At 71.7% G+C, this 13,455-nt stretch carries 13 protein-coding genes; 6 read left to right on the top strand and 7 right to left on the bottom strand.

Annotated features, from left to right (window positions below; translation table 11 throughout):
• Window positions 1–187: 187 nt before the first annotated feature.
• From ACFVJX_RS21885 to ACFVJX_RS21900, 4 genes are all read right to left on the bottom strand, one after another.
• A complete protein-coding gene (locus ACFVJX_RS21885; protein ID WP_384128673.1) occupies window positions 188–574 on the bottom strand; it encodes a hypothetical protein in 387 nt (128 codons plus the stop codon).
• A 112-nt stretch (window positions 575–686) separates the two neighbouring features.
• Window positions 687–1,898 (bottom strand): pyridoxal phosphate-dependent aminotransferase, encoded by a 1,212-nt coding sequence (locus tag ACFVJX_RS21890; protein WP_384128672.1) that lies wholly within the window; start codon window positions 1,896–1,898, stop codon window positions 687–689.
• A gap of 253 nt (window positions 1,899–2,151) precedes the next feature.
• On the bottom strand, window positions 2,152–2,994 hold the full coding sequence (locus ACFVJX_RS21895) for an arylamine N-acetyltransferase (RefSeq protein WP_384128670.1): 843 nt from the start codon (window positions 2,992–2,994) through the stop codon (window positions 2,152–2,154).
• A 215-nt stretch (window positions 2,995–3,209) separates the two neighbouring features.
• The gene (locus tag ACFVJX_RS21900; RefSeq protein WP_384128669.1) at window positions 3,210–3,422 is read right to left on the bottom strand and encodes a DUF4287 domain-containing protein; all 213 of its coding nucleotides are present in this window, start codon (window positions 3,420–3,422) and stop codon (window positions 3,210–3,212) included.
• Window positions 3,423–3,739: 317 nt separating this feature from the next.
• On the opposite strand from ACFVJX_RS21900, the gene ACFVJX_RS21905 reads away from it, so the two are divergent.
• The 4 genes from ACFVJX_RS21905 (at window position 3,740) to ACFVJX_RS21920 (ending at window position 7,431) form a co-directional block, all read left to right on the top strand.
• Window positions 3,740–4,579 (top strand): CPBP family intramembrane glutamic endopeptidase, encoded by an 840-nt coding sequence (locus ACFVJX_RS21905; protein ID WP_384128667.1) that lies wholly within the window; start codon window positions 3,740–3,742, stop codon window positions 4,577–4,579.
• On the top strand, window positions 4,576–5,730 hold the full coding sequence (locus tag ACFVJX_RS21910) for a sensor histidine kinase (RefSeq protein ID WP_384128665.1): 1,155 nt from the start codon (window positions 4,576–4,578) through the stop codon (window positions 5,728–5,730). The genes ACFVJX_RS21905 and ACFVJX_RS21910 overlap by 4 nt, the downstream gene beginning before the upstream one ends.
• Entirely contained in the window at window positions 5,727–6,389 is a 663-nt protein-coding gene (locus tag ACFVJX_RS21915; protein ID WP_384128663.1) for a response regulator, read from the top strand. The genes ACFVJX_RS21910 and ACFVJX_RS21915 overlap by 4 nt, the downstream gene beginning before the upstream one ends.
• Window positions 6,390–6,537: 148 nt before the next feature.
• The gene (locus tag ACFVJX_RS21920; protein ID WP_384128661.1) at window positions 6,538–7,431 is read left to right on the top strand and encodes a serine protease; all 894 of its coding nucleotides are present in this window, start codon (window positions 6,538–6,540) and stop codon (window positions 7,429–7,431) included.
• 60 nt (window positions 7,432–7,491) lie between these two features.
• On the opposite strand, the gene ACFVJX_RS21925 is transcribed toward ACFVJX_RS21920, so the two are convergent.
• The 3 genes from ACFVJX_RS21925 to ACFVJX_RS21935 all read right to left on the bottom strand — a co-directional run bounded on the left by ACFVJX_RS21925 (window position 7,492) and on the right by ACFVJX_RS21935 (window position 11,445).
• Window positions 7,492–8,343 (bottom strand): DUF1206 domain-containing protein, encoded by an 852-nt coding sequence (locus ACFVJX_RS21925; protein ID WP_384128659.1) that lies wholly within the window; start codon window positions 8,341–8,343, stop codon window positions 7,492–7,494.
• A gap of 79 nt (window positions 8,344–8,422) precedes the next feature.
• A complete protein-coding gene (locus ACFVJX_RS21930; protein WP_384128657.1) occupies window positions 8,423–10,042 on the bottom strand; it encodes an amidohydrolase family protein in 1,620 nt (539 codons plus the stop codon).
• A 104-nt stretch (window positions 10,043–10,146) separates the two neighbouring features.
• Window positions 10,147–11,445 carry an alanine racemase gene (locus ACFVJX_RS21935; protein ID WP_384128655.1) on the bottom strand — a complete coding sequence of 433 codons (1,299 nt, stop codon included), beginning with the start codon at window positions 11,443–11,445 and terminating at the stop codon, window positions 10,147–10,149.
• Window positions 11,446–11,621: 176 nt separating this feature from the next.
• On the opposite strand from ACFVJX_RS21935, the gene ACFVJX_RS21940 reads away from it, so the two are divergent.
• Both ACFVJX_RS21940 and ACFVJX_RS21945 read left to right on the top strand, forming a co-directional pair.
• Entirely contained in the window at window positions 11,622–12,695 is a 1,074-nt protein-coding gene (locus ACFVJX_RS21940) for a sugar kinase (RefSeq protein ID WP_384128653.1), read from the top strand.
• Window positions 12,692–13,450: an IclR family transcriptional regulator gene (locus ACFVJX_RS21945; protein ID WP_384128651.1), complete on the top strand. Its 759-nt coding sequence runs from the start codon at window positions 12,692–12,694 to the stop codon at window positions 13,448–13,450. The genes ACFVJX_RS21940 and ACFVJX_RS21945 overlap by 4 nt, the downstream gene beginning before the upstream one ends.
• The last annotated feature ends 5 nt before the right edge of the window (window positions 13,451–13,455 follow it).

Below are 13,455 nucleotides of genomic sequence, written 5' to 3' on the forward strand. Positions count from 1 at the left end.
TTGGTGGTGCGCCCCCGGGGGGGGGGGGGGGCCGGGGGGGGGGCCGCCGGGGGGCCGGGGGGCGGGGGGGGGGTCCCCCCCTCCACCCCGGCCGCGAACGGGCCGCCAACCAACGCGCCCCCCGCTTTTCCCGGCTCGATGGGTGGCACCCGGTCCACGCGCCTCGACGGCCCGTGGACCGGGGCCGTCAGAGGGCGCCGACCAGTCGCGACGGGACGGCTGCGGCGTGGGCGTCCATGCGCTCGGCCGAGAGGATCGCGGCGGCCGTGTCGGCGCGGGACGCCGCCACCACCAGCGCGCGGCCCGCGAGGGCGTGGGCGCGGCGGTGCAGGGCGGGGGCGGGCGCGCCGGTCAGACCGGCGTGCCTGGCGGGCGGAGCACCGCGCAACCGTGCGACCTGCCCGGCGATGCGGTCGCCCGCCTCGCCGAGACCCAGTTCGTCGGTGACCGCGAGCAGTGCGGCCAGATGTCCGGCGAGCTGGATGTCCAGCTCCTCCTCGCGGGTGCGGTGCGGGAAGTCGTCGGCATGGTCGGCCGGTGTGTGGACCGATTTGGTGCGGATCGGTTCGTACATGGATGGCCTCCTGGTGATGCTGTGGATCCATCCTAGCTTAGATTCAGTCTAAAGTTGTCCAGCTTCGCGATCCGGTCTCCCGACTCCTCCGCCGGGCGCCCGCCGGGATGTCCTAGACCTGGCCGTACCCGTCCAGGAAGCGGGCGATCCGGCCGATGGCGTCCGTCAGATCCTCGGTCGAGGGCAGTGTCACGACACGGAAGTGGTCGGGCTCCGGCCAGTTGAACCCCGTCCCCTGCACCACCATGATCTTCTCGGCCCGCAGCAGGTCCAGCACCATCTGCCGGTCGTCCTTGATCTTGTAGACCTTGGGGTCCAGACGAGGGAAGAGGTACAGCGCCCCCTTCGGCTTCACGCAGGTCACGCCGGGGATCTGCGTCAGCAGGTCGTACGCCACGTCCCGCTGCTCCAGGATCCGGCCGCCCGGCAGCACCAGGTCGTTGATCGACTGCCGGCCGCCGAGCGCGGTGGCCACGGCGTGCTGGGAGGGCATGTTGGCGCACAGCCGCATATTGGCCAGGATCGTCAGCCCCTCGATGTACGAGGAGGCGTGCGCCTTCGGCCCGCAGACCGCCATCCAGCCCGAGCGGTAGCCCGCCACCCGGTAGTTCTTGGAGAGCCCGTTGAAGGTGAGGACCATCAGATCGGGCGCGATCGTCGCGGTCGGGGTGTGGGTCGCTCCGTCGTACAGGATCCGGTCGTAGATCTCGTCGGAGCAGACGACCAGGTTGTGGCGGCGGGCGATCTCCGTCAGCCCGCGCAGCATCTCGTCGTCGTACACCGCACCCGTCGGATTGTTCGGGTTGATGATCACCAGGGCCTTGGTCCGGTCGGTGATCTTCCGCTCGATGTCGGCGAGGTCGGGCATCCAGTCGGACTGCTCGTCGCACCGGTAGTGCACGGCCGTGCCGCCGGCCAGCGAGACCGAGGCCGTCCACAGCGGATAGTCCGGCGCCGGTACGAGCACCTCGTCGCCGTCGTCGAGCAGCGCCTGCATCGACATCTGGATCAGCTCGGAGACGCCGTTGCCCAGGTAGATGTCCTCGATGTCGAGGTCGATCCCCTTGGTCTGGTAGTGCTGCATCACCGCCCGCCGCGCGGACAGCAGCCCCTTCGCATCGCCGTAACCATGCGCACCGGAGAGGTTGCGCAGGATGTCCTCGAGGATCTCCGGCGGGCATTCGAAACCGAACGCGGCAGGGTTGCCGGTGTTCAGCTTCAGGATGCGATGACCTGCTGCTTCCAGCCTCATCGCCTCCTCGAGCACGGGGCCCCGGATTTCGTAACAGACGTTGGCGAGCTTCGTGGACTGGATGACCTGCATGTCTGCGAGCTTACGACTGTGTTTCGCGGGCTGCCCGGCCTTTCCCCGCAGGTTGACCCACCCGGGTCGTCCGGCCCGCCCGGCCCGGCTTCCATCGCCATGCGCCCGCCGCCCGGGAACCGTGGGAACCCGGGGCGCGGGCGGCGGCCGGGCTTGGAATAGGGGTGGCCGGGAGTGTGACGGACCGGGCCGGGTGAGATGCGCCACGGCATCGCGGAGCGCGCCTGCGCGTGCCCGAACAGGCGTCCCCTTGTCACTCCGGCAGCCGGGCCCCTTCCGGCAGCCGGATTCCGAAGTCGTCCGCGAGGACGCGCTCCACCTCGGCCGTGTCCGCCAGCTCCCGCCGCTCCCGGCCGCCGTCGTTCGCCGTCACCACGAGCGTGCGGCCGGCGAGCGCCAGATGGGCGTCCTCGGTCGTTCGCTGGACGTACAGCAGATGCTCGAAGGGCGAGCGCGGGTTCGTCGCGATGTGCCAGTTGATGACCTCGAAATCGGGCGCCTCGAACGGCTCCAGCGTGAACGCGTACTGCGCCTGCCACTCGCCGTCGTCCGTGCCGCCCGTCCGGGCCTGGAGCTCCCACAGCTCCAGCGGGCCCTCGTGCGGCGTGTGGACGAGCCGGTGGCGGCGCGGGGTGTCGTGCAGCTCCGCTCCCGCCGCCAGCGCGATCGGCTCCAGCAGTGCGCCGCCGGCGCCGAAACCGACGTCGGCGAGATACGGGACCGGCTCGCCGGGCACCTCGACGCGCATCAGCATGTGCGTGCGCGGCCGGACGTCCCCCGGGCCCGCGCCCAGCACGACCCGGGCACCGAGCAGCGTGACCCGGAAGCCGAGCGCCCGCAGTGCGGCGGCGAGCAGGCTGTTCTGCTCGTAGCAGTAACCACCGCGCTCACCGTGTACGAGCTTCGCCTCCAGATCGGCCGGGGCGAGCGAGGGCACGGTGCCGAGTACGGGGTCCAGATTCTCGAACGGGATGCCCAGCGCGTGCGCCCGGTGCACCGAGCGCAGCACGGCGGCGGTCGGCCGGCGCTCGCCACTCCAGCCGATACGGGTGAGGTAGGCATCGAGGTCGAGGGTGTGATCGCGGTCGGAGCTCATGGCCCGACGGTATGCGGCGGGCGCGGTCCCGTGCGCCCGGCTGGGGCCTGTCGTCGAACTGCCGTCTGCCGCGCGACGCCATGCACGCACTCTCGCCGCACCGGCCCCAGGCCCCGGTACGTCCATACAGGGGCCTGGGGCCGGCATGCCGAGAGCACGCACCTGACGCCGCACGGCCGCCCTCCGGGCGACGACGGCAGTTGGGCGACAGGGCCCTACCGCCCGGTGTCCTCGGCGAGCGTGTGCGCGACCAGGGCGTTCGCGTGGCCGTGCCCCATCGCGTGCTCGGACTTCAGCCAGGCCACGATCTCCATGTGTTTCGTCAGCGGCGAGGCACGGATGATGCCCTTCCACTCGGCGACCGGACGGCCGTACTTCTTCTCGATCGACGGGAAATAGCTCGCGGGGCCCTTCACTGCGTCAGTCATGGGAGAAGTCTGGCAGCGGGGTACGACAGTCGCCCGGAACACGGAGCTCGGCACGGGCAAACGGCACTCGGCTCACGGCACACCGCACACGGAACTCGGCAGGCCGCACACCGCACAACGCACACCGCGAACGGCACCCGCCACACGGCCGAACATCCCACGGTATGGGGCACGTTGAGCGGGCCGCGGCCCGGCTCTGTCCCCCGTGCGAGCTACACGCAGGTGTCCACCGCGCGGTGACGATTCCGGGCGGCCGAATCCGTAGCGTTCGAGCGAAGCCGCGGCGAGGTGTCCGCGGACCTGGCAGAGGAGTTCGCGTGAGAGTCGTGCAGCAGCTTTTGACCGTCGTGGCCGTCTGGATGATCGGTGGTCGGTGCGTCGCCGCGGTGGACGGGAACCCGTGGCTCACGCTGGCGATCGGCCTGCTGACCGTCGTCCTCGCGGTGTTCGCCTACAGGTGGGTTGTGGGGCGTACGGAGCACCGTCCCGTCACGGAGATGTCCCCGCAGGGCGCGCCGGCGGCCACCGGCCGGGGGGTGCTGATCGGGCTCGCCCTGTTCGGCGCCGTCATCGTGAACCTGGCCTCCTCCGGTGACTACAAGGTCGACGGACTGGGCTCGGTCACCGGAGCGGTGGGGCTGTTCGGCTTCATGGCCGCCGCCGCGGTGACGGAGGAAGTGGTCTTCCGCGGCGTCCTGTTCCGGATCGTCGAGGAGCGTGCCGGCACCTGGCTCTCGTTGGTGCTGACCGGTGCGCTGTTCGGCCTGATGCATCTGCTCAACCCGAACGCCAGCCTGTGGGGCGCCGTCGCCATCGCCATCGAGGCCGGCGGCATGCTCGCCGCCGCCTACGCCGCCACCCGCAGCCTCTGGCTGCCCATGGGCCTGCACTTCGGCTGGAACTTCGCCGCGTCCGGCATCTTCAGCACCGAGGTCTCCGGCAATGACACCCCGCAGGGAATACTCGACTCCACCACCGAGGGCTCGAAGTGGATCACCGGCGGTGACTTCGGCCCGGAGGCGAGCGTGTACTCGGTCGGGTTCGGGCTGCTGCTGACGATCGCGTTCCTGTGGCTGGCCCACCGTCGCGGCAACCTGGTGCCCCGGGGCGGCCGGCGTGTCGAGGCCGCGGCCGGCACCACTACAGTCTCCCGGTGACCAGTCTGCGGAAGTTCCCCGAGTTGTGGCACCGGTTGGACGTCACGGTCCGGGACCTGCCGCTCGGGGTGCTCTTCCTCGTTTCCTCCCTCGTGCCGGCCTTCCACAACCGCGGTACGGAGGTCGGCGGCATGCCGGGGCGCTCCCTGGACGCACTGGGCATCGCCGCCGTCGTCCTCCAGAGCCTCCCGCTCGCCGTTCGCCGGCGGTTGCCCGTGGTCTGCCTCGCACTGGTCTCACTCGGCTTCGCCCTGGACCAGCTCCGCGGCTACCACCTGGTGGCGGGCACCGCGCTGCCCATCGCGCTGCTGAGCGCGGGATCCCATCTGGAACGGCACCGGCGCACCACCGTGCTCGTCCTCTCGGCGGCCTTCCTGGCGCTGTCGGTCGCGCTCTCCCGGATGGGACCCGGTGAGGCCCCCGTCGAGTACCTGGCGTTCTACGTGGCTCTGGGCCTCTCCTGGGGAGTCGGGTCGTGGCTGCGCTACACCCGCGCCCTGGAGGCCGAACGGCGCCGCCGGGTCGCCGAGGACACCGTCGTCGCCGAACGCACCCGCATCGCCCGTGAGCTCCACGACGTGGTCACCCATCATGTGACGGCGATGGTCGTGCAGGCGGAGGCGGCCCGGTATCTGACCGCCGCGCCCGAACGGCTCGACGAGACCCTGACCACGGTCACCGACACCGGCCGACGGGCCATCACCGACCTGCGCCACCTGCTCGACCTGCTCAACCCCGACCACGGCACCGGGACCAGGACGCCGACCGTCGGCAGGCTCCTCACCCTCGTCGAACAGACCCGCCGGGCCGGACAGACCGTGGAGTTCACCGAGGAGGGCACCCCGGCGGCAGCGACCGGGAGCGCCGATCTCGTGGCCTACCGCGTCGTGCAGGAGGCGCTGACGAACGCCCTCAAATACGCTCATGGAAGCCGCACTTCGGTTCAGGTGCGGCACAGCGAGAGAGAGATCACCGTGGAGGTCAGCACGGACGGCTCCGGATCGAGGACCAAGGTCCCCGGCGGGAGCGGACGGGGCCTCGCCGGTCTCCGCGACCGGGTCGGCGTCCTGGGCGGCGACTTCAGCGCCGATCCGGCGAAGGGCGGCGGATTCGTCGTCCGGGCCCGCATACCCGCGGGTAGCGCCTCATGACCGCCGCGCCCATCCGGGTCCTCATCTGTGACGACCAGGTCCTGGTCCGCACCGGCCTGGCCACGATCATCGACGCCCAGCCCGACCTCGAGGTGGCGGGCGAATGCGGGGACGGGCGGACGGCCGTCGACCTCGCGCACGAACTGCGCCCGGACGTCGTCGTGATGGACATCCGCATGCCGGTGCTCGACGGCATCGAGGCGACCCGCCTGCTGGCCGGCGCCGGGGTCGCGCACCCCGTCAAGGTGCTCGTCGTGACGACGTTCAACCTGGACGAGTACGTGTACGAGGCGCTGCGCGCCGGGGCGAGCGGATTCCTGCTCAAGGACGCGCCGCCCTCCCAACTCCTGCACGGCATCCGGACCGTGGAGACGGGACAGGCGCTGCTGGACCCCGAAGTCACGCGGAAGCTGGTGGGTCGGTACGCCGCCCGGATCCGGCCCACCGGCGACACCCCTGCCGACATGCCGCTGACCCCGCGCGAACTGGAGGTCCTGCGCCTCATCGCGGACGGCTTCTCCAACGGGGAGATCGCCGTGACCCTGATGATCAGCCCGGAGACCGTGAAGACCTTCGTCTCACGCATCCTCGCCAAACTCGGGCTCCGTGACCGCGTCCAGGCGGTCGTCTACGCCTACCGCCAGGGACTGGTGACCTGAGCACGCGGCCGGGGCGACCGTGTCCGCGGCCTGATCCGCCCCTTGTGCGCCCCCTCTCAATACGCCACCATGCGCATGTCAAAACCGGAGAAACTTCGGTCGCAGAGGCCCCACACGCTCTGCGCAGGTCACTAGAGGGGACCCCCACATGAAAAAGCCTCTCGTCGGTGCGCTCTTCGCCGTGCTGCTCCTCGGAGCCGGCACCGCACCCGCGACCGCGGCCACGAGCCACGACGCGGCAGCGCCCAGCGCGGTCAGGTCGGCGGCGTCATCGAGCCACACCGCGCTCCAGGCCAAGGCCAGGACCAAGGCGGTCGGATTCGCCGGGACCGTGGCTCTCAGCAACTGTTCGGGCTCCGTGGTCCGCACGCCCGACTCCCAGCCCGACGACCCCGCGCTCGTGCTCTCCAACGGGCACTGCCTGGAGTCCGGCTTCCCCGGCCCCGGTGAGGTCGTGCTCGGTCAGGCGTCCACCCGCACCTTCACCCTGCTGAACGCGGCGGGCAACGGCGTCGGCACCCTGAAGGCGAGCAAGGTCGCGTACGGCACGATGACGGACACCGACATATCGGTGTACCAACTCACCTCGACGTACGCCCAGATCGAGAGCAGCTACGGGATCGAGGCGCTGGAGCTCAACACCGCGCACCCGGAGCAGGGCACCGCGATCACCGTGGCGTCCGGCTACTGGAAGCGCACCTACAGCTGCAACGTCGACGGGTTCGTCTACCGCCTCAAGGAGGGGGAGTGGACCTGGAAGGACTCGGTCCGCTACACCTCTGCCTGCGACACCATCGGTGGCACCTCCGGCTCGCCGGTGATCGACGACGCGACCGGCAAGGTCGTCGCCGTCAACAACACGGGTAACGAGGACGGGCAGGAGTGCACGGACAACAACCCGTGCGAGGTCGACGAGGGCGGCAAGGTGACGGTCCGCCAGGGCATCAACTACGCCCAGGAGACCTACGGGATCGTGCCGTGCATCGGCGCGGGCAACGTGTTCGACCTGGACCGCGCAGGGTGCGAACTGCCCAAGCCGTAACGCTCGGGGCGGGCCGGGAGAGGATCCCCGGCCCGCCGCGTCCGTGAACCGTCCGCTCCCTCAGATCTTTCGCCACCGGGCGTTCGCCAGGGAGAAGAGGCCGAACGCCGCGAGACCCACCGCGACCAGCGCCAGCAGCCAGGGTCCGGCCGGGGTGGTGCTGAAGGAGCGCAGCGTGTCGTCCATGCCCTTCGCCTCACCGGACCGGGCCTTCACCGCGGCGGCCACGGCGAAACCGCCCGCCACCGCGAAGACCAGCCCGCGGGAGGCCCCGCCGAGGATTCCGGTGACGTCCACGGCCCGTCGCTCGGTGCGGGACATCTCGCCCATGCGCAGGTGCTTGTGGTACTTGCGCAGCACGGCCCGGCCGGCGATCCACAGGCCGGCGGCGGCGATCGCCACGCCACCGGCCGCCACCAGCCAGCGGCCACCCGGCAGGTCGAGCACCTTCGCCGTGACGTCCTGCGAACGTGCGTCGCTGGCACCGCTGCCGCTGCCCCGGTCGCCCGCCGCGAACATCAGCACCGAGTACGACACGAAGCCGTAGAAGACGGCACGGCCGGCCGACGCCAGCCGTTTGGTCGCCTTGTGCCCATCGGGTCCGGCGGCACCGAACGCGGCTTCCGACAGCCGCCACAGGGCCATGCCGGCCAGCGCGACACCGATGACCCACAACAGAACGGAACCGAAGGGCTTCTGCGCTATCTCGCTGAGCGCCCCGCCCCGGTCCGCGGTCTTTCCGCCACCCCCGCCGCCGTGCCCGAACGCGATGCGCAGCGCCAGGACACCGACGAGGAAATAGATCACACCACGGGCCACGAATCCCGCACGGCCGCCGGCCTCGACCGCCGAGCCATTTCCTGCCCGTCTGGCCTTTCCATGACTCTTCCGGGCTGTCGCAGAAATATTCATGCAACCCGGTTGCCCGCCCTGTCGCGATGTAAGTGCGGGGTCCGCGAATCCGTACGGCCGCAAGCGCGGAGCCCGGCCGCTACGGGCGGGCTCCGGACCGCACCGACCGGCCGGCCAGGACCTGGGTCCGCTTGCCGTCCTCGATGACGAAGCGTCCGTCGATCAGCACGTGCGGGATGCCCACCGGCAGGGTGCGCGGCTCGTCGAACGTCGATCCCGCGGCCACCGTCGACGGATCGAAGAGGACCAGGTCCGCCCGGTAGCCCTCGCGCACCTGGCCCCGGTCCGCCAGCCCCAGCCGGGCCGCGGGACGGGAGGTGAGGTGGGCGACGCACTCCTCCAGGCCGAGGATGCCCAGCTCCCGCGTGTACCGCCCGAGATACTGCGGGAAGGTGCCGTAGGCGCGCGGATGCGGTTTGTCGCCCTGGAGGATGCCGTCGCTGCCGCCGGTGTGGACGCGGTGGCGCATGATCTGCCGGACGTTCTCCTCGTGGCCCACGTGCTGAAGGATCGTCGTGCCGAGCCGGTCGTCCAGGAGCAGCTGCCGCGCGGTCACCCAGGGCTCCTCGCCGCGCAGCCGCGCGGACTCGGCCACCGTACGCCCGACGAGACCGCCGAGGCCGGGCACGCTCACGCCGGAGATCTCGATGGCGTCCCACTCGATCGGCACACCGTGGCAGCCGTCCGAACCGACGACCTCCATGTCGTGCCGGATGCGCGCGGCCGTGGCATCGTCGGCGAGCCGGGCCAGGATCGGCCCGGGGCCGCCCTCGCTCGCCCAGCTCGGCAGCATCGCGACCAGCGTCGTGCAGCCCGGGGTGTACGGGTAGGTGTCCAGGGAGATGTCGGCGCCCTCGTCGAGGGCCCGGTCGAGCAGCGCGAGCAGATCGGGCGCCCGGTCCTTGTTCACGCCGAAGTTCATCGTGGCGTGGGCGAGGTGCAGCGCGCAGCCCGCGCTGCGGGTGAGCCGCACCATCTCCTCGTACGCCTCCAGCGCGCCCGCCCCGTAGGACCGGTGGTGCGGGCAGTAGTAGCCGCCGTGCGCGGCCACCACCCGGCAGAGCTCGGTGAGTTCGGCGTCGTCCGCGTACATGCCGGGGGTGTAGGTGAGCCCGGACGACATGCCGACGGCGCCCTCCTCCATGGACTGCGCGACGAGTTCCTTCATCCGGGTCAGTTCGGCGTCGGTGGCGGGCCGGTCGTCCCAGCCGACCGCGTACATCCGGACGGTGCCCTGCGGGACGAGGTAGGCGGCGTTGACGGCGATGCCCTGGCCGCCGAAGTTGCGGTCGAGCCGGTCCAGGTACTCGCCGACCGTGCGCCAGTCGAAGTCGATGTCGCTCCCGTCGCCGTTCCACCCGGTGATGGAGCGGCGGACCTCGGCGAGGGTGCGGTCGTCGGCCGGGGCGTACGACAGCCCGTCCTGGCCCAGGACTTCGAGGGTGACACCCTGTGCGGCCTTCGCGCTGTGGTCGGGATCGCGCAGCAGGGCCAGGTCGCTGTGGGCGTGCATGTCGATGAAGCCCGGGGACAGTGCGAGCCCGTCGGCGTCCAGCACACGGGCGCCGGTGGGGCGGGGGCCCGGGGCGTGCTCCGGATGGATCTCCGCGACGCGGCCGTCACGGACGGCGACGTCGGCGCGGTAGGAGGGGGTCGCGGTGCCGTCGATGACGCGGGCGTCGCGGATGACCAGGTCCATGGGGGTGCCTTTCGATACCGGCCTCGCCGGCGCTTGAGGCGCGGGGTCGGGGCGGAGCCCCGGTTACGGGTAGGTGCGGGGTGGGGGAAACCACCCCGCGGGGATCAGAAGAACGTACGGATGTAGTCCGTGACCGTGCCGTCCGCCGCCACCAGCGGAATCAGCTGCCACTTGTCGAAGCTGGTGCACGGATGCGAGAGCCCCATCCCCACCCAGTCCCCGACCTCCAGGCCGGTCCCCTCCTCCGTCCGCACCCACGCGTGCTGGTCCGAGAGACCGGTCACCTCGACCCCCGTCGCCGGCCGCACCGAGCCGTCGCGCCCCGACCGCACGACCTGCGCCTGCGGCAGGTCGAGGTCGTAAGCCGCGTCCCGCTTGCCCGCGTTGAGGAACGCCTGCTCGGCGGTCGGCCGCGACACGACCTGCGCCCAGAGGCGGAAGGCGGGCTGCAACGAGCCCTCCTCGGGAACCCGGTTGAAGGGCGTCAGACGGCGGTAGTGGCCGTCGTCGTGCGAGACGTACGCGCCCGAGCGCAGCAACTTCAGTACCGGGTGGGACAGTTCGGGGATCTCCGCGAACACGTCCGCCACCGCGTCGAACCACGCGCTGCCACCGGCGCTGATCACGATCCGCTCACCCGCGCCCAGCGCGGCGAACCGCCCCGCCGCGTCGAACCCGGCGGCCAGCGCGACGAGTCGGCGCAGCCACTCCCGTACCCGCTCGCCGGACGCCTGGGGCACCTCGCCCTCGTAACCGGCCACGCCCACCAGGCGCAGACTCCCGGCCTCGGCCACCGCGTCGGCGACCGCCGCGCAGTCGGCGTCGGTGCGGGCACCCGTGCGGGCGCCCTCGCCCGCGCCGAGCTCCACGACGACGTCGACCGGACGCGAGGCACCGGCCGCGCGCAGGGCCTCGTCCATCAGCTCGACACCGCGCACCGAGTCGACGTAGCAGACGAAACGGAACTCCGGATCGGCTTCCAGCTCGCCCGCGAGCCACCGCAGCGCGACGGCGTCGACCAGCTCGTTGGCGAGGAAGATCCGCTGGATCCCGAACGCCCGGTAGACCCGCGCCTGGTGCGGTACGGCCGCGGTGATGCCCCACGCGCCGTGCTCGAGCTGGCGGGCGAACAGCTGCGGGGACATGGAGGTCTTGCCGTGCGGGGCGAACGCGAGACCGTGGCGCTCGGCGTACGTCTCCAGCAGGGCGAGGTTGTGCTCGACGGACTCGGCCGACAGGGCGAGCACCGGAGTGGTGAACCCGCCGGTGAAGAGGTTGCGCCGCTCGGCGGCCAGCGCACCGACGGTCAGCCCCTCCGCGTCGGGCGGGAGGGCCTTGAACCGGTGGTCGACCCGCTCATGGGCGAGTCCGGCCGGTCCGGCCACGGGACGGTCGGCAGCCATGGGTGCCTCCTCCATCGAAGTAGGTCGTCGTCGTAGGACGGCGTCACGGTCACACATCGGCATTGCAACATATGCAACACCCATTGCGTATATCGCTCAGGGCTGTCTAACATCCGAGCCGACGCCCGGTCAATGGCGAGAACCGGTGCCGCCCCGCCGACCAAGAGGAGCCCCGAGTGTCCGGAACCCCGGCCAGGACCGCCGCCGACGCCGCGACCACTGATGTCGTGTGCCTCGGCGAGTCCATGGTGACGTTCCTGCCCTCGCAGCCGGGACGCCTCGCCGACGTACCGTCCTTCGGCCGCGGAATCGGGGGCGCCGAATCCAACGTGGCGTGCGCGCTCGCAGCCGCCGGTCACCGGGCGGCCTGGGTGAGCCGGGTCGGGGCGGACGGCTTCGGCGACCACCTCGTCGACGCGGTCTCCGGCTACGGGGTCGACACCTCCGCGGTCCGGCGCGACCCCACCCGCCCCACCGGCATCTACTTCCGTACGGCGACGGACCGCTCCGACGGCGTCCACGAGGTGGCGTACTACCGGGCCGGATCCGCAGCCTCGGCGATGTCACCCGCGAACGTCCCGTTCGAGGCGCTGCTCGCCGGCCGGGTCCTGCACCTGTCGGGCATCACGGCCGCGCTCTCCGCCGACTGCCTGGCCCTGCTGCGCGAGCTGACGGCCCCCCGCGCCGGCCGGCCGCTCGTCTCCTTCGACGTCAACCACCGGCCCGGCCTGTGGCGTGGCGGCGAAGCCTCCCCCGACGTCCTGCTGGACCTCGCCCGCGGCGCGGACCTGGTCTTCGTCGGGGATGACGAGGCGGAGGAGGCCTGGGGGATCGTGGGAGCCGAGGCGATCCGCGAGGCGCTGCCCGAACCGGCCGTGCTCGTGGTGAAGCGGGGCGCGGACGGGGCGACGGTCTTCTCCCACCCCCCGGCCCCCGACGCCGTCACCCCCGACACCGACACCGTCACCACCGTCCCCGCCCTCCGGGTGGACGTCGTCGCCCCCGTGGGCGCCGGTGACGCCTTCGCCGCCGGGTTCCTCTCCGCGACCCTGCGCGGACTGCCCGTCCGCGACCGCGCCCGGCACGGCCATCTGATGGCCGCCGCCGTACTCACCGCCCCCGGCGACCTCACCGACCCGCCCGCCCGCGACCGGGCCGACCACCTCGCGGCCCTCGACGACGCCGCCTGGGGGAGACTGCGTCTCGGCCCCGGGTGGACGGGGGACGACACGGAGGTACGCAGTACATGAGTCAGACCGTCGACCGGGCGCTGAGCATCCTGCCGCTGCTCGCACAGGGACCCGCGGACCTCGGGCAGGTGGCCGAGCGGCTCGGCGTCCACAAGTCCACCGCCCTGCGCCTGCTGCGCACGCTCCACGAGCACGGCCTCGTCTACCGCCAGCAGGACCAGCGCTACCGCCTCGGCGCCCGGCTCTTCGCGCTCGCCCAGGAAGCCGTCGAGAACCTCGACGTCCGGGAGATCGCCCACCCGCACCTCGCCGAACTCAACGAGAACTGCGGACACACCGTCCACCTCGCGGTGTACGAGGAGAACGAGGTCCTCTACATCGACAAGGTCGAGAGCCGCTACCCGGTCCGGATGTACTCCCGGATCGGCAAGCCCGTCGCGATCACCGTCGCCGCCGTGGCCAAACTGCTGCTCGCCGACCTGACCGAGCCGGAACGGCGCGCAGTCGCCGAGAGGCTCGACTACCCCATGTACACGTCCCGTTCGACCCCCGGCGCCAGTGCGTTCCTCAAGGAACTCGCCGCCGTACGCGAACAGGGCTGGGCCACCGACCTCGGCGGCCACGAGGAGTCCATCAACTGCATCGGCGCACCCATCCGCGGCGCCGACGGGCGGGTCGTCGCCGCGATGTCGGTCTCCGCACCGAACGTGGTCGTCACGGCAGAGGAACTCCTCACCCTGCTCCCACTGGTCCGGCGCACCGCCGACACCATCAGCCGGGAGTACTCCGGCACCACCCGACCCAAGAAGGCCTGATCAGC

The sequence above is a fragment of the Streptomyces sp. NPDC127177 genome, from assembly GCF_042672475.1.
In the GTDB taxonomy this organism is placed as follows: domain Bacteria; phylum Actinomycetota; class Actinomycetes; order Streptomycetales; family Streptomycetaceae; genus Streptomyces.

What these genes read in the sequence shown, in the direction of transcription:
- ACFVJX_RS21885 (WP_384128673.1), bottom strand. Translation starts at nt 574, where the DNA reads ATGTACGAACCGATCCGCACCAAATCGGTCCACACACCGGCCGACCAT.
- ACFVJX_RS21890 (WP_384128672.1), bottom strand. Translation starts at nt 1,898, where the DNA reads ATGCAGGTCATCCAGTCCACGAAGCTCGCCAACGTCTGTTACGAAATC.
- ACFVJX_RS21895 (WP_384128670.1), bottom strand. Translation starts at nt 2,994, where the DNA reads ATGAGCTCCGACCGCGATCACACCCTCGACCTCGATGCCTACCTCACC.
- ACFVJX_RS21900 (WP_384128669.1), bottom strand. Translation starts at nt 3,422, where the DNA reads ATGACTGACGCAGTGAAGGGCCCCGCGAGCTATTTCCCGTCGATCGAG.
- ACFVJX_RS21915 (WP_384128663.1), top strand. Translation starts at nt 5,727, where the DNA reads ATGACCGCCGCGCCCATCCGGGTCCTCATCTGTGACGACCAGGTCCTG.
- ACFVJX_RS21920 (WP_384128661.1), top strand. Translation starts at nt 6,538, where the DNA reads ATGAAAAAGCCTCTCGTCGGTGCGCTCTTCGCCGTGCTGCTCCTCGGA.
- ACFVJX_RS21925 (WP_384128659.1), bottom strand. Translation starts at nt 8,343, where the DNA reads ATGAATATTTCTGCGACAGCCCGGAAGAGTCATGGAAAGGCCAGACGG.
- ACFVJX_RS21930 (WP_384128657.1), bottom strand. Translation starts at nt 10,042, where the DNA reads ATGGACCTGGTCATCCGCGACGCCCGCGTCATCGACGGCACCGCGACC.
- ACFVJX_RS21935 (WP_384128655.1), bottom strand. Translation starts at nt 11,445, where the DNA reads ATGGCTGCCGACCGTCCCGTGGCCGGACCGGCCGGACTCGCCCATGAG.
- ACFVJX_RS21945 (WP_384128651.1), top strand. Translation starts at nt 12,692, where the DNA reads ATGAGTCAGACCGTCGACCGGGCGCTGAGCATCCTGCCGCTGCTCGCA.